At 69.7% G+C, this 20,014-nt stretch carries 23 protein-coding genes; 9 read left to right on the top strand and 14 right to left on the bottom strand.

Features of this window, described 5'->3' with window-relative positions:
• Positions 1-21: 21 nt before the first annotated feature.
• The 13 genes from B9O00_RS13295 to B9O00_RS13235 all read right to left on the bottom strand — a co-directional run bounded on the left by B9O00_RS13295 (position 22) and on the right by B9O00_RS13235 (position 12,474).
• Positions 22-2,538: a heavy metal translocating P-type ATPase gene (locus tag B9O00_RS13295; RefSeq protein WP_085123162.1), complete on the bottom strand. Its 2,517-nt coding sequence runs from the start codon at positions 2,536-2,538 to the stop codon at positions 22-24.
• 25 nt (positions 2,539-2,563) lie between these two features.
• Entirely contained in the window at positions 2,564-2,860 is a 297-nt protein-coding gene (locus B9O00_RS13290) for a metal-sensitive transcriptional regulator (protein ID WP_085123161.1), read from the bottom strand.
• Positions 2,857-3,057, bottom strand: coding sequence for a CopZ family metallochaperone (locus B9O00_RS13285; protein ID WP_085123160.1), 201 nt, complete (start codon positions 3,055-3,057; stop codon positions 2,857-2,859). The genes B9O00_RS13290 and B9O00_RS13285 overlap by 4 nt, the downstream gene beginning before the upstream one ends.
• A 261-nt stretch (positions 3,058-3,318) precedes the next feature.
• Positions 3,319-4,119, bottom strand: coding sequence for a hypothetical protein (locus tag B9O00_RS13280; RefSeq protein ID WP_085123159.1), 801 nt, complete (start codon positions 4,117-4,119; stop codon positions 3,319-3,321).
• 173 nt (positions 4,120-4,292) lie between these two features.
• Positions 4,293-5,312 (bottom strand): hydroxyacid dehydrogenase, encoded by a 1,020-nt coding sequence (locus B9O00_RS13275; protein ID WP_085123158.1) that lies wholly within the window; start codon positions 5,310-5,312, stop codon positions 4,293-4,295.
• A 37-nt stretch (positions 5,313-5,349) separates the two neighbouring features.
• Positions 5,350-6,048 carry a CBS domain-containing protein gene (locus B9O00_RS13270; protein ID WP_085123157.1) on the bottom strand — a complete coding sequence of 233 codons (699 nt, stop codon included), beginning with the start codon at positions 6,046-6,048 and terminating at the stop codon, positions 5,350-5,352.
• A gap of 85 nt (positions 6,049-6,133) precedes the next feature.
• Positions 6,134-6,685: a c-type cytochrome gene (locus tag B9O00_RS13265; RefSeq protein WP_200808493.1), complete on the bottom strand. Its 552-nt coding sequence runs from the start codon at positions 6,683-6,685 to the stop codon at positions 6,134-6,136.
• A 19-nt stretch (positions 6,686-6,704) separates the two neighbouring features.
• Positions 6,705-7,292, bottom strand: a complete 588-nt coding sequence (locus tag B9O00_RS13260) for a carboxymuconolactone decarboxylase family protein (RefSeq protein ID WP_085123156.1) — start codon at positions 7,290-7,292, stop codon at positions 6,705-6,707.
• A gap of 19 nt (positions 7,293-7,311) precedes the next feature.
• Entirely contained in the window at positions 7,312-7,749 is a 438-nt protein-coding gene (locus tag B9O00_RS13255; RefSeq protein ID WP_085123155.1) for a c-type cytochrome, read from the bottom strand.
• The gene (locus B9O00_RS13250; RefSeq protein WP_085123154.1) at positions 7,746-9,752 is read right to left on the bottom strand and encodes a copper-translocating P-type ATPase; all 2,007 of its coding nucleotides are present in this window, start codon (positions 9,750-9,752) and stop codon (positions 7,746-7,748) included. The genes B9O00_RS13255 and B9O00_RS13250 overlap by 4 nt, the downstream gene beginning before the upstream one ends.
• 235 nt (positions 9,753-9,987) lie before the next feature.
• Positions 9,988-11,769, bottom strand: a complete 1,782-nt coding sequence (locus B9O00_RS13245; RefSeq protein ID WP_089229706.1) for a DUF3141 domain-containing protein — start codon at positions 11,767-11,769, stop codon at positions 9,988-9,990.
• A 44-nt stretch (positions 11,770-11,813) separates the two neighbouring features.
• A complete protein-coding gene (locus B9O00_RS13240; protein WP_235017123.1) occupies positions 11,814-12,134 on the bottom strand; it encodes a DUF5676 family membrane protein in 321 nt (106 codons plus the stop codon).
• Complete coding sequence (locus B9O00_RS13235) at positions 12,127-12,474, bottom strand: YHS domain-containing protein (RefSeq protein ID WP_085123152.1); 348 nt, start codon at positions 12,472-12,474, stop codon at positions 12,127-12,129. Before B9O00_RS13235 ends, B9O00_RS13240 begins: the two co-directional genes overlap by 8 nt.
• An 842-nt stretch (positions 12,475-13,316) precedes the next feature.
• Here B9O00_RS13235 and B9O00_RS13225 point away from each other — a divergent pair.
• The 8 genes from B9O00_RS13225 (at position 13,317) to B9O00_RS13190 (ending at position 18,201) form a co-directional block, all read left to right on the top strand.
• The gene (locus B9O00_RS13225) at positions 13,317-13,805 is read left to right on the top strand and encodes a potassium channel family protein (RefSeq protein ID WP_218822866.1); all 489 of its coding nucleotides are present in this window, start codon (positions 13,317-13,319) and stop codon (positions 13,803-13,805) included.
• Complete coding sequence (locus B9O00_RS13220; protein ID WP_085123150.1) at positions 13,802-15,145, top strand: adenylate/guanylate cyclase domain-containing protein; 1,344 nt, start codon at positions 13,802-13,804, stop codon at positions 15,143-15,145. The genes B9O00_RS13225 and B9O00_RS13220 overlap by 4 nt, the downstream gene beginning before the upstream one ends.
• Positions 15,117-15,383, top strand: a complete 267-nt coding sequence (locus B9O00_RS13215) for a hypothetical protein (RefSeq protein WP_085123149.1) — start codon at positions 15,117-15,119, stop codon at positions 15,381-15,383. Before B9O00_RS13220 ends, B9O00_RS13215 begins: the two co-directional genes overlap by 29 nt.
• Before the next feature lie 85 nt (positions 15,384-15,468).
• Entirely contained in the window at positions 15,469-16,176 is a 708-nt protein-coding gene (locus tag B9O00_RS13210; protein ID WP_085123148.1) for a sulfocyanin-like copper-binding protein, read from the top strand.
• 154 nt (positions 16,177-16,330) lie between these two features.
• Positions 16,331-16,546, top strand: a complete 216-nt coding sequence (locus tag B9O00_RS13205) for an SHOCT domain-containing protein (protein ID WP_085123147.1) — start codon at positions 16,331-16,333, stop codon at positions 16,544-16,546.
• A 182-nt stretch (positions 16,547-16,728) separates the two neighbouring features.
• Complete coding sequence (locus tag B9O00_RS33050) at positions 16,729-17,088, top strand: copper resistance protein B (protein ID WP_085123146.1); 360 nt, start codon at positions 16,729-16,731, stop codon at positions 17,086-17,088.
• Positions 17,089-17,270: 182 nt separating this feature from the next.
• Positions 17,271-17,831: a hypothetical protein gene (locus tag B9O00_RS33490; RefSeq protein ID WP_200808491.1), complete on the top strand. Its 561-nt coding sequence runs from the start codon at positions 17,271-17,273 to the stop codon at positions 17,829-17,831.
• A 46-nt stretch (positions 17,832-17,877) separates the two neighbouring features.
• Positions 17,878-18,201 (top strand): SHOCT domain-containing protein, encoded by a 324-nt coding sequence (locus B9O00_RS13190; protein ID WP_218822863.1) that lies wholly within the window; start codon positions 17,878-17,880, stop codon positions 18,199-18,201.
• Between the two features lie 64 nt (positions 18,202-18,265).
• Here the strand turns inward: B9O00_RS13190 and B9O00_RS13185 are convergent, their stop codons facing one another.
• Positions 18,266-18,703 carry a universal stress protein gene (locus B9O00_RS13185; RefSeq protein WP_085123145.1) on the bottom strand — a complete coding sequence of 146 codons (438 nt, stop codon included), beginning with the start codon at positions 18,701-18,703 and terminating at the stop codon, positions 18,266-18,268.
• 319 nt (positions 18,704-19,022) lie between these two features.
• On the opposite strand from B9O00_RS13185, the gene dmeF reads away from it, so the two are divergent.
• The gene (gene dmeF / locus B9O00_RS13180) at positions 19,023-20,009 is read left to right on the top strand and encodes a CDF family Co(II)/Ni(II) efflux transporter DmeF (RefSeq protein WP_085123144.1); all 987 of its coding nucleotides are present in this window, start codon (positions 19,023-19,025) and stop codon (positions 20,007-20,009) included.
• Positions 20,010-20,014: the final 5 nt, after the last annotated feature.

Below are 20,014 nucleotides of genomic sequence, written 5' to 3'. Positions count from 1 at the left end.
ACGGGTGTCCGCGGCCGGCGACTACTCCGCCGGCTGCTCGACCAAGCGCCCACTTGCCATGGGAACAGCCCGGCTTTCGGCACCGTCGAGCGGCGGCCGGAAGCCGCGCAGGCGCAGGGAGTTGGTGACGACGAAGACGCTGGACGTGCTCATCGCCGCCGCTGCCAGCACCGGGCTCAGCAGGATGCCCGCCAGGGGATAGAGCGCACCCGCGGCCAGCGGGATCAGCGCGACGTTGTAGGCGTAGGCCCAGAAGAAGTTGAGCCGGATCGTGCGCAGCGTGCGCCGCGACAGGGCCGCGGCGTTGACGATGCCGCGCAGGTCGCCGGACATCAGCACGACGTCGCCGGCCTCGATGGCGACGTCGGTGCCGGTGCCGATGGCGATGCCGACGTCGGCCTGGGCGAGCGCCGGTGCGTCGTTGATACCGTCACCGACGAAGGCGACCTTGTCGCCCTCGCGCTGCAGGCGACGCACCTCGTCGGCCTTCCCGTCGGGCAGCACCTCGGCGAGCACCCGGTCGATGCCGACCTGGCCAGCTATCGCCTGCGCTGTCGCCCGGTTGTCGCCGGTCAGCATGGCGACCTCGAGCCCGAGCCCATGGAGGGCGGCAACCGCCTCGCGGCTGCCCTCCTTGAGCGGGTCGGCGACCGCCAGCAAGGCCGCGAGCTCTCCGTCGACCGCAGCATAGAGCGGCGTCTTCGCGGCTTCGGCGAAGGCGGCGGCCCGCGCCTCGGCGGCCCCGAACGCGATGCCGAGGCGGCGCAGGTAGCGATCGGCACCGACCTGCACCCGGTGGCCCTCGACCTCGGCCTCGATGCCGTAGCCCGGCTCGGCCTCGAAGCGCGCGACCTCGGCCGGTGCCAAGTCGCGCTCGCGGGCGCCGCGCACCACGGCGTCGGCGATCGGGTGCTCGCTCTTGGCCTCGGCGGCGGCGACCAGGCGCAGGATGTCGTCGACCGCGAGACTCGGGTGCAGCGGCTCGACGTCGGTCAGCTCGGGACGTCCGAGGGTCAGGGTGCCGGTCTTGTCGAGCACGACCGTGCCGACGCGGGCCAGCTCCTCGAGTGCCGCACCCTTGCGGAACAGCACGCCCATCTCCGCGCCCTTGCCGGTGCCGACCATCACCGCCGTCGGCGTCGCCAGGCCCATGGCGCAGGGACAGGCGATCAGCAGCACCGAGACTGCGGCGACGAACGCGAAGCTCAGCGCCGGCGCCGGCCCGAAGACGAGCCAGAAGGCGAAGGCGAGCAGCGCCAGGGCGATCACCACCGGCACGAAGACCGCGGCAATGCGGTCGGCCAGCGCCTGGCTCGGCGGCTTCGAGCCCTGGGCCTCCTCGACCAGGCGGACGATGCGGCTCAGGACCGTGTCGGCGCCGACGCGCGTCGCCCGATAGGTGAAGCTGCCGGTCTTGTTGACCGTGCCGCCGACGACCTCGGCCTCGGCGCGCTTCTCGACCGGCACCGGCTCGCCGGTGATCATCGACTCGTCGACGAAGCTGCCGCCCTCCACGACCAGACCGTCGACCGGCAGGCGCTCGCCGGGGCGCACGATCACGAGGTCGCCGGGCACGACCTCAGCGACCGGTACCTCGATCTCCGCGCCGTCGCGGCGCACCCGCGCGCTCTTCGCCTGCAGGCGCAGCAGCTTCTTGATCGCCTCCGAGGTGCGGCCCTTGGCGACGGCCTCGAGCAGCCGGCCGAGCAGGATCAGCGTGATCACCACGGCCGCCGCCTCGAAATAGCTGTGCGCCGTGCCCGCCGGGAAGATCGCCGGCGCCGCGAAGGCGACCAGGGAATAGAAGTAGGCGGCGCTGCTGCCGAGCATGACCAGGCTGCTCATGCCGGGATTGAGGTGCCGCAGCTCGGCCCAGCCCTGGCGGTAGAAGCGCCAGCCGGCGACGAACTGCACCGAGGTCGCGAGCTGCAACTCGACCAGCAGCCAGGCGCGTTCGGGCAGCAGTCCGTAGAGGCCGTCGAGGCCGGGCACGTGCCGGCCCATGGCGACCACGACCAGCGGCAGCGTGAAGACGGCAGCGAAGACGAGGCTGCGCTTGAGGCCGGCGACCTCGGCCTCGCGCCCGGCCCGCTCCCGGTCCTCCGCAGCGCCGTCGGCGTCGACCGGCCGCGCCTGATAGCCGGCCTCGGCGACTGCCGCGGCCAGCGTGGCCGGCTCCGCTAGGCCCGGCAGGTAGGCGACCCGCGCCTCGGCGGTCGCCAGGTTGACGCTCGCCTCGACGACGCCCGGCACGCCGGCCAGGGCCCGCTCGACCCGACGCACGCAGGAGGCGCAGGTCATGCCGTCGACGGCGAGACGCAGCTCTTCCGGACGGGCCTCGTAGCCGGCCTCGCGCACCGCCCCCAGCAGCGCGGCGGGATCCAGGGCAGACAGGTCGACCGCGACCCGTGCCCGCGCGGTCGCGAGGTTCACCGAGGCGCTCTCAACGCCCGCGACGCCGCCGAGCGCGCGCTCGGCCCGGCGCACGCAGGAGGCGCAGGTCATGCCCTCAATCGGAAGTGTCAGCTCCTGGCTCATCGCGTGTTCCCTCCGTCCGGCACGCTCACCGGTACTTCAGGACCTCCATCAGTTCCTCGACGATCTCGTCCGTGTCGCCGCGCTCGTGGGCGGTCGTGACGTGGTCGCGCAGATGGCTGCGCAGCACCAGGTCGCCGACCTTGTCGAGCGCCCCGTCCACCGCCTTGATCTGCTTCAGTACGTCGACGCAGTAGACGCTCTCGTTGTCGAGCATCCGCAGGATGCCTTCGACATGACCGCGCACCGACATCAACCGACGCCGCGCATTCTCCCGCGTACCGGGGTCGAGATGCAGACAGTGGCCGGCGACCGCCTCGGTCACGCTGCGCGGGCCTCGTAGCCCTCGTTCTCGACCGCTGCGATCAGCGCGTCGGTCGAGGCTTCGCCCTCGACCCTCGCCTCGCCGCGATCGAGGCTGACTTCCTGCACCCTGCTGACGCCGGGCACCTTCGCCAGCGCCTTCTCGACCGCCGCCGTGCAGTGGCCGCAGGTCATGCCCTCGATCTTCAGCGTGATCATCGAGACTTCTCCTTTGTCTTGAATCATCCCATCCCACCTGGGGTGGGGTCTCTACTCCAAAATGAGGTGCGGGCAGCGCGATGTCAAGGCAACGCCCCGGATGCGTCGATGCGACCGCAACCGCGGCGCAGGGCGGCCACGGTGGAGCGAGTTCCGACCGACTTTGCGGAACCCTCCTCATCGACATCGAGGCCGTTCCGCGAGCCGTCGCACATTCTCGGGCAGGGCGTTGCTCCGCTTCGAGAGGCCGGGCGAGACACGTCACTGTCCCGGCGATCGAACCCGCCTGATGCTCAGCACGAAGAGATCCGTCCTCACCTGCGGGCACCGGTCGAGGCCGCCCGGATCAAGGGCGGCCCGCTCCGCGCAGGCCTCGACGCCTCTCAGGTAGCTTTCCACGTGGCCCCTTCGATTGTACTCGTAGGCGAGGTTCTGCACGGCAGAACCGGCCAGCCCCAGGTCGGCATACTTCTTCAGCAGCCGCATGGCTCCTGCCGTGTCGGCAAGGCGGTAGTCGATGACCGACAACGGTGTCACCGCGCGATGCTCGATGTGGACAGCCGGTCTGCCGACGAGCTCGGCGTCGATCAGCGTCATGGTGATGAGATCTTGAAAGGCGGGGAAGTAATTCTCGATCGTCTCGTGAAACCCCGGGTGCAGATGATAGACGACCAGCTGGTCGAACTGCCGGACGATCTCGTCGAAGAAGGCCTTGTCGAAGAGCACGGTGCTTCTGGTCTCGCCATAGCCCGTCTCGATCCACAGGCATAGAGCCGGCACGAAGACGTAGGATTCCTCGAGATTCGAGGAATAGGCGAGCGCGACCAGCTCACTCTCGCCTTCCGCCTCGCATTTCGAGGGAAAGACGTAGCGGACGGCGGCATCGATATTGACGAGCAGCCTGTCCGACAGGGCGACCGTTCGGCTGTCCTGCTGCAGCGCCGCCACCTGATCGCGAGGGTCGGCCCCGGCCGCGACGGCGCTCGCCGCGAACAGCAGAGCCGCAGCGACGATCGCCGGCGCCGAAGCCTTGGCCGCAATCGGCCCGCGGCTTTTCCCCATGTCGAGTGTTCCCTTCCGGGACTTCTCGAATGACGGAAGCCTGCGCCGCAGCCGCCGGCTTGGCAACAAGGTCGCGGCCGATCGGAGAGGAAGCAGGCGAGCGCAATCAGGGATCCGCTTTCGCCTGCTTGCGCATGGGACCCTCGGCAGCGTCGACGACCCGGTCGCCTCGCCTAGCCCGGCATCGGCCGTGCGGGCACGACGTTGCGCGGCCGTCCCTCGGCGAAGGCCTCGATGTTCGCGACCGTCGTCTCGACGATCCGGCCGACGGCCTCGCGGGTGTTGAATGCACTGTGCGGGGTGACGACGACGTTCGGCATCCTCAGGAGCACGTGGTCGGCGACCAAGTCTCGCAGGTCGTGCCTGTCGCAGAAGATCGAGCAGATCAGCTCGGCCTCCTCGCGGATCAGCGGCTCGTCGGGAAGCATGCCGAGGCCGGCGCCGGCGACCTTGCCGGAGCGCAGCGCCTCGATCAGCGCGCGCGGGTCGATCAGGCTGCCGCGCGCCGTATTGATGATCACGACCCCGTCCTTCATGCGCCGGAAGGCCTCGGCCGACAGCAGGTGCCGGGTCGCTGGCATCGCCGGCACGTGCAACGAGATGACATCGGCCATGGCCAGCAGCTCGTCGAGCTCGGCGTAGCGGAAGCCGAGCCGAGCCGCGAGCGCCGGGTCGGTGGCCGGGTCGTGGACCAGTACCTCCATGCCGAAGCCCCTGGCGATGCGCACGACGTGGCGGCCGATGCTGCCGGCGCCGATCACGCCGAGCCGCTTGCCGGCGAGGTCGAAGCCTTGCAGCCCTTCCGGCGAGAAGCGGCCGGAGCGGGCGCGCTCGACGCCCTCGACCAGACGGTGGCTGAGCGCCAGCAGCAGCGCGAAAACGTGCTCGGCGACGGTGTTCTCGCCGTAGCTCGGCACGTTGCAGATCGTGATTCCGCGTTCCGCGCAGAAGGCCGTGTCGACATGGTCGAAGCCGGTCGATCGGGTCGCGATCAGCTTCAGCGCCGGTAGCTTCTCCAGCGTGCGCCGGCCGAGGTCGGAGTAGATGAAGGTCGAGACGACCTCGGCCTCGGCGAAGCGCCCGGCGGTCTCGGGGCGCAACGGCTCGGCGACCAGCTGCAGCTCGTTCGACGGTTTCAGCACCTCGAACGCGGGCGCCTCGCGCGGCTCGGCTTCGAAAGCAGTGATCTCCATGGCTTTCCTCGACCTACGGGCCGTTCGCTCCCCTGGTTCATTCGGCCCACATGACGGAGCGGACCACGGGTGGCAGGACGCCGATCTCGTCGCGCACGGCCCGGACGCCGGGCACCCCTTCCGCGGCGATGCGTGCCGCCTGCTTCTCGGCCGCGGTCTCGACGGCGCCCCAGAGATGGACCGTGCCGCCCGCCACGACCACGCTCAGAAAGGTTGGCCCCGCGCCGGCCTCCTGGATCGCCTTCTCGACCTCCGCCTTCAGCATCCGGTCGTCCTTGCTCGGCGCGGGTGAAGCCTGTCGGGCGACGAGCCCGTGGAGCAGGTCGGCGCGGCTGACGATGCCGACGAGCTTGCCGTCGCGAAGCACCGGAACGCGCTTGATGCGATGCCGCTCGAGGGTATCGGCGATCTGTTCCAGAGTGGCGTCCTCGCCGACCGAGATGACGTCGCGGGTCATCACTTCGGCAGCATGGGCGCCATGCGACTTGATGTAGGCGATCGGCCGGTCGTCCGGATTGCCGAGCAGACGGAGCCACCAGGAGGGGTGCCTCTCGGTGCCGGACTCCGGCCGTCGCATCAGGTCGCCCTCGCTGACGATGCCCAGCAGCCGGCCGGCCTCGTCGACGACGGGAACGGCGCTGATCCGGCTGTCCAGCAGGCGCGCGGCGATGTCGCGAACGTGGGTCTCCGGCGCGACCGTGATCACCCTGCTCTGCATCACGTCTCGGGCTTGCATGTTTCTTCTCCTCTTGGCCTGACCGGCCGCCGCCCGACGCCGTTTCGGCGGGAACGGCGGCTCGCCCGGAGTGGGGAACGAGGGACTATTCGTCCTTCTCCATCAGCTTCTTGATCCGCGGCGGGATGTCGTCCTTGGAGAAGCGCTTCTGCTCCGCCTCGTTGTGCACGAAGGCGATGATGTCGGCGAGCTCCTGGCCGGTCAGGTGGATCGGCTCGCCGAGCTCCTCGCGCTGCATGGCGACCATCGCCTCGGCGCCGTCCCACATCCTCGCCGAGAACTCGAAGGGGTTCATCGGCATCGTCATGGTCGAGGCGTCGAGCGCCGGCGCATCCTCGCCGCCGACGCCGTTGATCGAATGGCAGACGACGCAGCCCTTGCTCGCGAACAGCTGTCGCCCGCGCGAGGGGTCCATGTTCGGCATCATCAACCCCGGGGCCATCTTGCCCTGGCCGGTCATACCCTGCCCGGTCATGCCCTGGCCCTGCATTCCGGATCCCTGGCCGGTCATGCCCTGACCCATCATCCCGGATCCCTGGCCGCCCATCTGAGTATCGCCCGCGGCATGCGCGGGCTCGACCGGCGACGCGAGCAACGCGAGCGCCGCAGCCAGTACCGACATCGGCGTGATCTTCATTGCATCCTCCCTTGATGGATCATGCTCCGGTCCTTTCGTGGCGCTCGCCGGAGCCGCCCGGGCTCGGCGGCAACGCACAGAAGCCCTGGGGCGGCACGCCGAGCGCGGCGTTGAACTTGCTCGACAGGTTCTGGAAGGCGATCAGGCCGGTCAACTCGACGACGGCATCGTCGGCGAACTGACCCCGCAGGGCGGCGAACTGGGCCTCGGTCGGCTCGGTTCCGGAGAGCGTCACCGCCTCCGCATAGTCGAGCGCGACCCGTTCGCGGTCGTTGAACAGCGGGCTGTCCCGCCAGGCCGGCAGCGCGGCGACTTTGTCGAGGCTGGCGCCGCGCTTGAGCAGCGTCGCCGAGTTGATGTCGACGCAGAAGGCGCAGCCGTTGAGCTGCGAGACCCGCACCGTGACCAGCGAGCGCAGGGCCGGCTCGATCGGCGAGGCGCGCCGGTCGATCATGCCGTAGAGCAGCGCGACGCCGAGGAACAGCCGCGGCGCGCGCGCCCAGAGCAGCGCGGCGTCGAGCGCCCGCCCATACTTGCGGCGCTGGTTCCAGAAGAAGGGCTTCAGGTACCAGGGCGCAGTCCCTTCCCGGATCGGTGCGATGCGCATGGGCTGCTGCTCCCGTCGCTCACATGTTGTGAGGCTGCCAGGTGATGCCGTTCGCGAGCTGCAGCTCGCGGATGTACTGGATGATGTCGGTGATCTGCTCCTGCGTGACCTGCGGCTGGGGCGGCATGGCGCCGAACCGCCAGTGGTGCTGCGGCGCGCCCGAGCGGACCGCCCGGAAGAAGGCCGTGTCGGGATGGTGGCCGGGGTTGTAGATCTGGTGGACCAGCGGCGGCCCCTTGTCGCTGCCGGCGGCGTTCGCTCCATGGCAGGCGGCGCAGACCGAATCGAAAGCGACCTTGCCCCGCTTCGCCATCCAGGAAAGCTCGGGAACCTTGACCGCCACGACCGTGCCGCGACCCGGCCGATCGGGGACGGCGACGTGCCACAGCCAGGCACCCAGCCCGCCGGCGAGCACCACCACGACCAGGTACTTCGGAAGATCCTTCGAGACGCTCATGCCGCCGCTCCTCCCGTCGCGGCCGCTGGTCGCGCAGAGGACTCGCCGGTGCTCGCGACGAGCCGCCTGGCGCGCTCCAGCAGCTTCGCGTTGATCGCGACGATGACCGTGCTGAGCGACATCAGCGCGGCGCCGAACGCGGGGGTCAGCAGGATGCCCCAGGTGATGGCGACGCCGGCGGCGAGCGGGATCGCGAAGGCGTTGTAGCCGGTCGCCCACAGCAGGTTCTGGATCATCTTGCCGTAGGTCGCGCGCGACAGCGCCAGGATCGCGAAGACGTCGCGCGGGTCGCTGCGCACCAGCACCACGTCGGCCGACTCGATGGCCACCTCGGTGCCGGCGCCGATGGCGATGCCGAGGTCCGATTCGACCAGGGCCGGCGCGTCGTTGACGCCGTCGCCGATCATCGCGACGGTCAGGCTCCGCGCCTTGACCTCGCGAACCTTCTCGACCTTCTGGTGCGGCAGGACTTCGGCGAAGTAGTCGTCGAGCCCGAGCTTGGCCGCCACCGACTTCGCGACCGGCGCCGCGTCGCCGGTCACCATCATGCACTGGATACCCATCGCCTTGAGGCGCGAGACCGCCTCGTAGGATTCCGGGCGGACGACGTCGGCGAGCGCGATGGCGCCGACCGGCCGGTCGTCGAGCAGCAGGTAGACGACGGTGTTGCCCTCCTCGGCGAGCTTGCGCACCGCTCCGTCGTCGACGCTCAACCCGTGCTCGCGCAGATAGCCCGGGCTGACCACCCGCACGCTGCGGCCCTCGATCGTCGCCTCGGCGCCCTGGCCGGTCAGGCTCCTGAACGCCTCGACCGGCTTCGGCGCGACGCCGCGCTCCTCGGCGCCGCGCACCATGCCCTGGGCGATCGGGTGCTGGGACTGGCTCTCCAGGCCGGCGGCCCAGGCCAGCACCGCCTCCTCGCCCAGCTCGGCCAGCGCGACCACTTCCGCGACGCCGAAGCGGCCCTCGGTCAGCGTGCCGGTCTTGTCGAACAGCACGGCCTGCAGGTTGCGCGCCCGCTCGAAGGCGGCACGGTCGCGGATCAGCAGACCGTTCTGGGCGGTCAGGCGCGTGCTGACCGCAACGACCAGCGGCACCGCGAGGCCGAGCGCGTGCGGGCAGGTGATGACCATCACCGTGACCATGCGTTCGAGCGAGAACTCGAAGCCGCGCCCGGCGGCCAGCCAGAAGACCAGCGTCGCCCCGCCGGCCGAGAGCGCGATGTAGGTCAGCCAGAGCGCCGCCCGGTTCGCCAGGTCCTGGGTCCGCGAGCGCGTCTCCTGGGCCTGCCGGACCATGTCGATGACCTGGCTGAGATAGGTCTGGTCGCCGGTCTTGCGCACTTCCAGGGTCACGGCGCCTTCGCCGTTGGCCGAGCCGCCGACCGCCTCCTGGCCCTCGCCCTTCTCGACCGGCCGCGACTCGCCGGTCAGCATCGCCTCGTTGAAGCTCGAGCGACCCTTGACGATCATGCCGTCGGTGGGGACCTTCTCGCCCGGCCGGACCAGCACCCGGTCGCCGGGCTTCAGGTCGGTGATCGGAACCTCCTCGACCGCGTCGCCCGCGCCCAGCCGATGGGCCGTCGCCGGCAGCAGGCGGACCAGCGCCTCCAGCGCGCCCGAGGCGCCCATGACCGACTTCATCTCGATCCAGTGACCGAGCAGCATGATGTCGATCAGGGTCACCAGCTCCCAGAAGAAGACCTTCCCCGAGAGCCCGAAGACCACCGCGCTGGAGTAGAAGAAGGCGACCGAGATCGCCAGCGCGATCAGGGTCATCATCCCGGGCCGGCGGCTGCCGATCTCGCCGAAGAGCCCTGTCAGGAACGGCCAGCCGCCGTAGAAGAAGACGACGCAGGAAAGCGCGAAGAGGACGTAGCCGTCGCCCGGAAAGGCCAGGGCCTGCTCGAAGCCGAGCACGCGCTGGATGAGCGGCGAAAGCGCCAGCACGGGCACCGTCAGCACCAGCGAGACCCAGAAGCGACGGCGGAAGTCCGCGACCATCGCCGAGTGGTCGTGCCCGGCATGGCCCCCATGACCTCCGTGGCCGTGGCCATGTCCATGCGCATGTCCCGAACGGGAAGAGCCTGGCGCCGGCGCGTCGGCAGCCTGGCCGACGGCGCCGTGCATCCCGGTACCGTGGCCAGCAGCGGGCCTTTCCATCACCGGTATCCCTGTCTGCTGATGGCCCTGCCCGCGCGCGGACCGGCGTGATGCTCGGGACCGGCCGTCCCGCGTGTCATCGCAAAGCTCCTTCGTCGCCGTAGAGCAGGCCGAAGGCGCGCTCGCAGGCGGCGTCGCGGACTTCCCGGAGACGTTCGATGTCTCGACCGACCTCCGCGAAGGCCTCGCGCTCCCGGGCGAGCAGCGGCTGATCCGGCCGCAGGGGCTCGCGGCCTTCGGCGACGGCCTCGGCAAGCGATGCGAGGCCGCGCATCCAGGGATTGAAGGCTTCCGAGACGAGATAGCGGCTGGTCCGCATCGGGTGCAGCCACTTGAGCAGCTCCGCGCTCCAGGGCGTCGTGCAGGCCTGGATCCAGGGACTGACGAAGGTCCGGTAGAGGGTCTCGTTGAGCTCCGAGACCCGGCGCACCCGCTCGAAGGCCTCGCGCGGATAGTCGACCTCGAGATCCTCGACCCGCCGTGGCTCGAATCGGACCTCGTAGGAGGGCCTGTGGCAGTCGGGATCGCCGGACGGATTGTCGATCTTCATCTCGTAGAGGCCCGGCGGCAGCGCCTCGACGTCCTCCAGGCTCTCGAGGATCGCCCGGTGCTCCAGGCGCGCCACGCCGGCGGAGACGAAGATGCCGAGATGCCCGACGTGCGAGTTGGTGAGATAGACGATGCGCTGGCCGGCCCGCTTCAGGTCGTCGGTGTCGCGATAGACCGCGGGAATCCAGCCGAGCGCCTGCTGCGGCGGCGTGATGTTGTCGCCGTAGGAGGCGAAGACGACCAGCGGGTTGCGGATGCGGCGCAGGTCGGCGAAGCAGCCCTGGCAGATGCGCAGCCGCCCCTGCTCCAGCTCGTTGCCGACGAAGAGGTTCTCGACGATGGCAAGGATCTCCTCGCGGCTCAGGAAGTAGAAGCCGTTCCACCAGCGCTCGAACTCGAGGAAGCGCTCGCGCTCGCCGTCGACGTCGCCGAACAGCCGGGCGTACTTCTCCCAGACCGCCTTCTCGGGCTTGAGGTTCTCGAAGTTCTGGGCGAGCCAGGCGCCGTCGAACCGGCCGTCCCCGAGGTCCGCCGCCAGATGCGCCAGCCAGGCGCCGCCGAGCAGGCCGCCGGCCATGCGCATCGGGTTCACACCCGACTCGCCGGCCCAGTAGGACAGCGGTGAGCCGTTCAGCACCGCCGGTCCGACCAGGCCCTCGCAGTCGGCCGAGAGCAGCGTCACGGCCCAGCCGGCCTGGCAGTTGCCGTAGAGCACCGGCGGCCTGCCGGGATGGCGCCGCGCGACCTCCTCGACGAAGCGGCGCAGCGCATGGAGCACGTCGGCCAGGGTCTGGCCGGGCTCCGGCTCCGGAAAGAAGATCACGAAATAGACCGGATGGCCCTCACGCATCGCCATGCCGACCTCGGACTCGCGCTTGAACCCGCCGATGCCGGGGCCATGGCCGGCGCGCGGATCGACGAAGACGACCGGCCGCTTGCGGAGGTCGACGCAGTCGTCCCAGCAGTCTCCGCCGACCTCCGTGATGCGCAGCAGCGCGTAGTTGGCCGGACGCTCGAATCGTCGCGCGTCGATCAGCATCTCGTGCCGGAAGTCGAGCAGCGGCGGCAGCCCGGCGCGCTCGTGCTCGAGCATGTTGTCGGCCCGCTGGCGCAGCGTGTCCCAGAACAGGACCGTTCGCTCGAAGACGTCGCGCTGGTAGTCGAGCAGGTCCCGCCACGAAGGGACTCCCTTTCCGGCGTCCGCGCCTGCCCGCGGCGCGTCTTCGGTCACCTGGAGGCGGGACCGGGCGACGGCTCTGCCGGCATCCGACGGCGTCGGCACCGCCTGCAGGCCCTTCCGCTTCCGCATTCCATCGTCGAAGGGGCGCGCCCGCGCCCGCGCCGAAGATCTCGTCATCGCTGCCACCGTCTTGCGAAGAGGTTGAACAGGGGGCCGAAGACCAGGGCCACGTACCAGCCGTAGGCGAAGCTCTCGACGAGGCCGAGCAGGAAGCCCTGCCAGGTCAGCCAGGTGAAGCCCGGCAGGAGCCGCTGCCAGACCGGGTACATCGCGTGCCCAGGGAACAGCAGGTCGAAGCCGACGCAGAGCAGGTAGGTCACCGCGAGGAAGAGGCCGAGGCTCGTGCCCAGGGCCAGCACCGGCAGCCGGACCGGCTGTGCGACCGTGAGCGGCGTGCCCGGCCGTCGCGTCGCGAAGCTCGGGGTCTCAGTCATGGTGGTGTTCCAGCATCTCGGGCTGCCGCGCCGCCTGCGGGCCGACGTAGAGCTGCGGCGCAGCCTCGAAGAGCTCGCGGCACTCGCGGGAGCAGAAGTAGTAGACCATGCCGTCATGGACCGAGGGCTTGGCCTTGTCGGGGTGAACGGTCTTGCCGCAGACCGGATCCACATCGGTTTCCGGGGGCACCCAGCGGACCCCGCTGGTGCTCCCGGCCGAAGCTTTGCCAGCGCCAGCGCCGTGATCATGACCGTGCCCCATGACGTGCGCGCCGCAGCCGACGCGCATCATCAGGAAGATCAGTCCGGCCCAGAGTGCGAAGTAGATCAGGGCTTCCATTGCATCCCTCCCCGCTGCGTCGCCTCGCAAGAGACGGCTTGTCGGGCTGTGTTCGCCCGTCCTCGCGGTCGGCTCGACGGCACCGGAACGCGTCGCTCCGAGCGGAGCCGGGCGAGCACTCTGTCGAAGCGATGTCCAGGTGACCAAGGGCCGAGGCGAACGGCGTCAGGCGTGACGACCGGGCCGGCTGGCCCTCGGACGCGCCGGCTGTCGACGGGTCTCGTCACGCAGCCGGCAGGACGTCGCTCCGCGACGCCCGGCCCGGGTCCGGTCTCGCGCCCGGGTCGGCGTCGCTAGCGGATGACCGTGGTGTCTGGAGGCCTGGAATCCGGGGTCAAGCTGCGACCGCCGCTCGACTCCCGAGTAAATCGCATCGAGAAGACAGGAGCCACGAATTCGGCCGGCGCAGCCGCCGGAAGCACGGCCTGGAACGAGCACTGGCTGCCGTGCAGACAGTGGCCCGGCGGCACGACGATACCCTCGTGGGCAGAGCCATCGGCCTGCGCCGAGAGAAGTGCCGTCCGGTCGCTCCCGAAAGTGGCCGCCGCCGACGCGTCGAAGTGGCCGAAGATGGCCACCATCAGCGCCAGAAGGCAGAGGACCGCCCCCGCACGGCGAGACCATGAAATAGTCCTCGCTCGGCCGTGACCGGCGGGTGTCTCACGCGGACCCTGCGGAAAGCGTGTGCTCATGGCGCCATCGCTATGCCTCGGAGGCGATGGTGACTTTGATCTGCGTCAAGCTTTGCGGCCTCCTGCCGAAGCATTGTCGGTTTGCGGCCGGACAGCAACCGGCTTGGGCGACTGCTGCCCCCAAAGTCCAGGACCGTGTGGGTGATCGCCATGCTCGTCGCCGTCGTTCTCGCAGTCGGCCTCGCTCTCGCGACCTCGAGCTTCCACTACGCCACCTTGAGATGGCTCTCAGGCGGCATGGCCCGCATCGCCCTGCAGCCGGGCCGGCGCGTCCTCTGCATCGTCTTCGTCGTCCTGCTGGCGCATGTCGGCGAGGTCGTCCTCTATGCGGCGGCCTACGGCTTCTCGTCGCGGGTGCTCGACCTCGGCCGGTTCGGCGGGCTCGCTGTCGAGCGGCCCCTCGACTTCCTGTACTTCTCGATCGTGACCTACACGTCGCTCGGGCTCGGCGACGTCTTCCCGGGCGGCCACCTGCGCTTCATCGCGGGCGTCGAGGCGCTCAACAGCCTGCTGCTGATCGCCTGGTCGGGCTCTTTCATCTATCTGGCGATGGGGCGGCTCTGGCCCTGGCAGCGCTGCGCGGAACCCGCCGACCGGCGCGCCGGAGACCGCCGTTCACGGAAAGGTGACCAGGAATGACCGGCCTCAAGTCCTTGCTGCGGCCTGCCGAGCTCGACGCCGAGAAGACCGCGGCCCTGGTGCGCGTCGCGATCCTCCTGTCCCTCGCGGTCGCCATCCTCTCGGCGGTCGACGCAGACCACGTTCCGACCGGCCCGGCCGTCGCTCTCGCCGCCTACGGCCTCGGGACCGTCGTGGGTCTCGTTCTCGCCTGGCGCCGGATCTTTCATCCGTCGATCCCGTATCTCCTGGTGACCTTCGACGTGGTTCTCGTGGCCGTCCAGGTCCTGATGCTGAGCCGCATGATGGGCATGCCGCCCGCCGGTGCATTCTCGTTGCCCGCCACAGGCCTGATCTTCGTCATTCTGGCCTACGCCGCCTTGCGCTATCGACCCTGGCTGGTCGTCTATGCCGGCGCGCTGTTCGTCGCGGCGATCGAGTTCGGCTCTCGCCTGCCGGCCGCCGATGCTGAGATGGCCATGACCGGGCACATGGGCCAGATGTCGACGATGGCGCACAACGGCATGGCGAGGGTTCTGAACTACCAGGCGCTGCCACCGACCCTGGTCGCCGTGGCGACCTTCATTCTCTTCGTCATGGGCCGACGGACCAGGAGCCTGCTGCTGGCCTCCGTCCAGCAGGCCGCGCGCACGGCCAGGCTGTCGCGCTACTTCTCGCCGAACCTGGCGGCCCGGCTCGCCGAGGGTGACGAGGATCAGCTCCTGGCCGGCCGCCGCCAGCCCGTCGCCGTGCTGTTCGTCGATATTCGCGGCTTCACGACGCTCGGCGAGACCATGGCTCCGGACGAGCTGGGCGCCTTTCTTTCCGAGTACCGCAGGCGCCTCGCCCGGCCGGTCTTCGCGCATGGCGGGACGGTCGACAAGTTCATCGGCGATGCGATCATGGCGGTCTTCGGCAGCCCGCTCCAGAGAGCGGACGACGCCGAACGGGCCGTCCGCTGCGCCCTCGAGATCCTGCAGGCCGCGCGGGAGTGGTCGTCGGAGCGCGAGCGGGCCGGCAAGGCGCCGGTCGCGATCGGCATCGGCGGACACTACGGAGAGGTCTTCGCCGGCGCGCTCGGCGGCGAGCAGCTGCTCGAATTCACCGTCATCGGCGATACCGTGAACGTGGCCGAGCGCCTGGAGCGGCTGAGCCGGGAGGTGTCGAGCCCCCTCGTCGTCTCGGCCGCCCTGCTCGAAGCCGCCGGGAATGACGCAGAAGGCGCCGGATGGCGACGGCTGCCACTCCATGAGCTCAAGGGACATCGGCAACCGGTCGAGGCGCTTTGCCTCGCATCGTTCGAATGGGGCGACCTGGAGGAAATCAAGGCGAGTGGCGGCGAAGGGGATGGCCGCCAATGATGCGGCCGATCGCCCCAGCCGGGCGATCCTGCACGACATCCACGAGGCCGAGTTCTTCGCCTTCGTCCACAACGCGGTCGGCGTGTCGACCGCGGCCGGGCTGGTCTATCCGCTGTTCGGCATTCCGCCGAGCCTGGTGATCGCTGCGCAGAGGATGTCGTTGAGATCCATCCCTGTGATCCCCGACACGCTGCACGGCGGGCGGCTGCATCTGGGAAGCCTCGCTCCGGCTCGTTGACCTCGATCAATGCTGCGGTGCAGCGATATGTGCCTTCCTTGGAAAGCGTCGAAACCTGCGGGTTTGGCTGCCGAGGGAGGGGCCGATGCGAACGCAGAAGATCCAGAATTCGCCCGAGACTCGCACGCCGCGGCTGCGCCGGCCGCTGCTGGGCGTGGCGATCGTCGGGGTGCTGGCGGCTGCCACGGCCGCCCTCGCCCAATATGGTAGCGGCGGTTGGACCATGGGGGCCGGCATGATGGGTGGCGGCATGATGGGCGGAGGGTTCAGCGACCGGCCGGTAGCGCCGCACTGGGGCGGTCGGGTCGTGAGCTATGCCGAGGCCGAGGCGTTCATCCAGTACGGCAGTGCCCATGGAACGGCGGATGCCAAGACCAACACGGTCACCTTCGACGGCAGCGAAGTCACGATCAACCTTGTCGCCGTCCAGCCGGGTTCCCCCGACCAGACCTTCGAGCTGCACGGGCTGGTCAATCCGACTTTGGTCATTCCCCGCGGCGCCGCGGTCCACTTGAACCTGATCAACATGGACTACGGCCGCACCATGGAGCACACGGTGGAAATCGTCTCGGCGCCGCCGCCCTATCCCGACATGGCCATGATGTACATGGGGGCGCCGGTGGTGCAGCCCCTGCCGGAGGTGCCCTGGCGCAGTCAGGACGACGTTGAGGCCGCTCAGTATGGTGGCCTGGGCGTGAGCTTCGTCGCCGATCGACCAGGCACCTACTGGTATGTCTGCCCGACCCCGGCCCATGCCGAGAAGGGAATGTACGGCAAGCTCGTCGTGCGTTGACCGCAAGCAGGGCGCGATGGGGCCCGGGTTCGAAAGCCTGTGACCGCAGCGGCCTGCGGATGTCCGGCACCGGGGCGGCCAGCTCACGCGGTGATCCGTCGTGCCTGCCGCAAGGCGGAAGACGACCCATAGCTGACCTTGGAGGTCGAAACCCATGATGTTCGGTGGTCTCGCGATGATCCTCTTCTGGGGAGCGCTCATCGTCCTCGTCGTCCTGCTCGTACGCCGCTTCGGCGCCAGGACCACGCGAGGAGACGCGGCATCTCCGCCTTCCGCGTCGACGCCCCTCGACATCCTCAACGAGCGCTTCGCGCGAGGCGAGATCGACAAGGAGGAGTTCGAGGAGCGCAAGAAGCTGCTCTCGAAATAGGCGCGGCGACGAGGCCGGCACGATCGCTTGGGAGGTCTCAGGACGGGCGGGGCGAATGGCTGCTTGCTGCGGCCGTCGCCTTCGGCGCTGCCGAGGCGTCCCCTTGCCCCCGTTTCGTCGGGGCCCGAGTCCTCGCTCGCTGGCAAGGCGGACCGTCCTACTTCTCGAGGCGCCGGTTTCTCTTGCTCCTCGTCGCCCTGCCCCTCGCGCTCGCGGCCGCGATGCCGGTCGCCTTTGCCTCGGGAGGGCATGGGCATCAGGCAATCGCCCAGGCCACGTCGGCCGGCAGTGCCGACTGCAACGGCGCGAACGGCGCCGGAAGCGGGGCAGGTCATCTGGCCCTCCGCCCGGCCTTCGCCACGGGACGGGAATCCGGTCTGCTTCGGCCGCTCTTCAGTGTCGACCTCGTCGGCCGGACCGTCGCGCCCGACGGCGGCGTCGACTTCGAGCGCAAGTTCGAGGGCAGCGCCGACCTCGCCCGCGACGACGGCGAGAGCGTCGATGCGGCCTTCTTCCTGACCGGCGTTCGCCCGAGGTTCTGACCGCCCTGCGATCCTCGAGCCCTATTGACCGAGGCCCCGGACGCGGAGCGGCCGTGACAAGAGGGCGCATCGGCAAGGTCGCGCAATCCCGCTTGAGGCTCGTCAATGCCCCTGTCGGCAGGCCGCTCCACGCTTTCCCGCAGGACGCCGGCTCGCGGCGCCCGCTTTGCGGGAGATTGGCAATGATCGACAGGAAGACGATTCTCGCGGCCGGCTTGGCAGCGGCCCTGTTCGGCGCGCTCTCGGGTTCCGCCCTGGCCCACGGGCGTGGCATGGGCTACGGCATGATGGGCGGCGACAGCGACGGCGACGACGCCCCGGGATACGGCATGCCGGCCCCCGGCTACGGCGGCGACGGTTACGGCATGGGCCCGGGAATGATGGGACCGGGGTACGGCTACGGCATGCGGCCGGGGTACGGCATAGGTCCCGGCTACGGCATGGGTCCCGGCTACGGGATGGTCCCGGGAATGACGGGCCACGGCTACGGAATGATGCCGGGCTATGGCATGGCCCCGGGCTATGGAGCGCAGCAGGCGCCGGACCTCAAGCTCACCACCGACGACGTCAAGAAGATGCTCGAGCAGCGCTTGGCCTGGGGCGGCAACCCGCACATCAAGCTCGGCAAGGTCGAGGCCAAGGACGACGATACGATCGTCGCCGAGATCGTCACCCAGGACGGCTCGCTGGTGCAGCAGCTGGCCGTCGACCGCCACCGCGGCTGGATGCGGCCGGTCGAGTGACATGACCCGCCGCAATATTTCTCGAGGCCTGGCAGCCGCCGCGTCCGTGGCGGCTGCGGGCCTGCCGGCTGCCGCCTGGGCGCAGCAGGGCCCCTACTTCTACGGCCACATGTGGGACGGCGGTACCATGTGGGGCGACGGCTGGCATGGCTGGCTCCTGGGCCCGGTCATGATGATCCTGGTGCTCGCACTGGTCCTGGTCGGCGTCGTGGTCCTCTTGCGCTGGCTGGTCGGGCCCCTGCACCCGCACCACCCCCCAACCTATCCGCCTGCCGGGAAGTCGGCCCTCGACATCCTCAAGGAGCGCTTCGCGCGCGGCGAGATCGACAAGGACGAGTTCGAGGAGCGCCGGCGCGTGCTCGGTGACTAACGGTGCTTCGGGGCATCAAGCGATTCGAGACCGGTAACCTGCCAGGCTGACCGGCCTCGGCAAGTTACCGGCTCGGCACGATCGTCACCGGCACCTTGGCGTGAAGCACGAGCTGGTGGCCGACGCTGCCCAGCAGAAGCTCGGCGAAGCCGCCTCGCCCGCGGCTCCCGGCAACGAGCAGATCGGCCTCCTCCCGCTCCGCGAGATCGATCAGCGCACCGGCGGCGTTGCCCTCGATCCGGATCGTTCGGAAACGAGCGGACGCATCCTTCAGGCACGCTGTCCAGTCGCCATCGAGGCACCGTTGCGCCTGCTCGCGGAGGCGGCGGAGCTCGTCCTCCGACAGCACGGCGTAGCCGCCCGGCAGCCGTGCCGGGTCGGTCTCGAAGACGTGCACCACCAGCAGTTCGGCGTCGAGGTTCGCCGCCAATTCGCCAGCCCAAATGACCGCCCTCTCAGCCTCGCCCGATCCGTCGGTTCCGACGACGATCCGTTCGATCATGGCTTCTCCCCCATTGGCCGTATCCTGCAACCGTGAGCCATAAAAGCCTGTCCGACTGCGATGCGGCGGCAAGTCAGCGCTCAGGGTCGTCCAGCGAACGGATCGAGCCGCCGACGGGTTCCCCAGGGCTCACGGCAACCGCCGGACGGGGACGCGGTCCGCGCGCACCGGGCCGGTGCGAGAGGCCGAACAGTAGCTCGATCATCGAACGCGCGCAGGACCCGCCTTGACACCCGCGCTCGCGTGCGTCGGATTGGGACCGTGGGCAGACCGGCGGCGCCGACCGCTTGCCCGGCGACCGCAGCGAGACGGAGAGATCATGCACAGCCAGACCCTGGAACGCTGGACGCACGACCACACCTTCGGCCAGGACGTGCCGCGCCGCGGCGAGCGCCCGACGCTGGTCGTAGCGCTCGTCACCGTCGTCACGATGGTCGTGGAGATCGCCGCGGGCTGGAGCTTCGGCTCGATGGCGCTGCTCGCGGACGGCATGCACATGGGATCACACGCCGTGGCGCTGGGGCTGAGCGTCTTCACCTACAGCTATGCCAGACGCCACGCCGGCGACCGCCGCTTCACCTTCGGCACCGGCAAGGTTAATGCCCTCGGCGCCTATACCAGCGCCATTGTGCTTGCCGGATTTGCCCTGGTCATGGCCTGGGAAAGCGCGACGCGCTTCCTGGCGCCGGTGCCGATCGCCTTCGATTGGGCGCTCCTCGTCGCCGTTATCGGGCTCGCCGTCAACGGCGTGAGCGCCCTGCTGCTCACCACCCGCGGCGAAGATCATGACCACGGAGCAGGACACCACCACCACGCTGATGGCCCGCACGAGCACGGCCACGAGCATCATCACGACCGTCGGGACCAAAACCTCCGCTCGGCCTATCTCCACGTCCTCGCGGATGCCCTGACCTCAGTCTTCGCCATCGTCGCTCTGCTGGCCGGCAAGTACTTCGGTGCAGTCTGGCTCGATCCGCTGATGGGCCTGCTCGGCGCCGTCCTGGTGGCGCGTTGGGCCTGGTTCCTGCTGAAGGATACGAGCGGCGTGCTCCTCGACCGGCGCGCCGACGAGCGGCTGCGCGACGCCGTGCGCGCGGCCATCGAGGGTGTCGGCGACAACCGAATCGCCGACCTCCACGTCTGGGCCATTGGCCCGGGGCTACACGCCGCGGCGCTCTGCATCGTGACCCACGACCCTCGCGACCCCGAGCACTATCGCAGTCTGCTGCCGAGCGGGCTGGGCATCGTGCACTCGACGATCGAGGTCCACGCGTGCCGGCACGATCCGGCAGCTGCGGCCGCCTGAAACGC

Origin of the sequence: Tistlia consotensis USBA 355, from assembly GCF_900177295.1 — a bacterium.
GTDB lineage: Bacteria > Pseudomonadota > Alphaproteobacteria > Kiloniellales > DSM-21159 > Tistlia > Tistlia consotensis.
The sequence above is the reverse complement of the archived record's forward strand: the minus strand, read 5'-3'. Positions and strand labels throughout refer to the sequence as shown.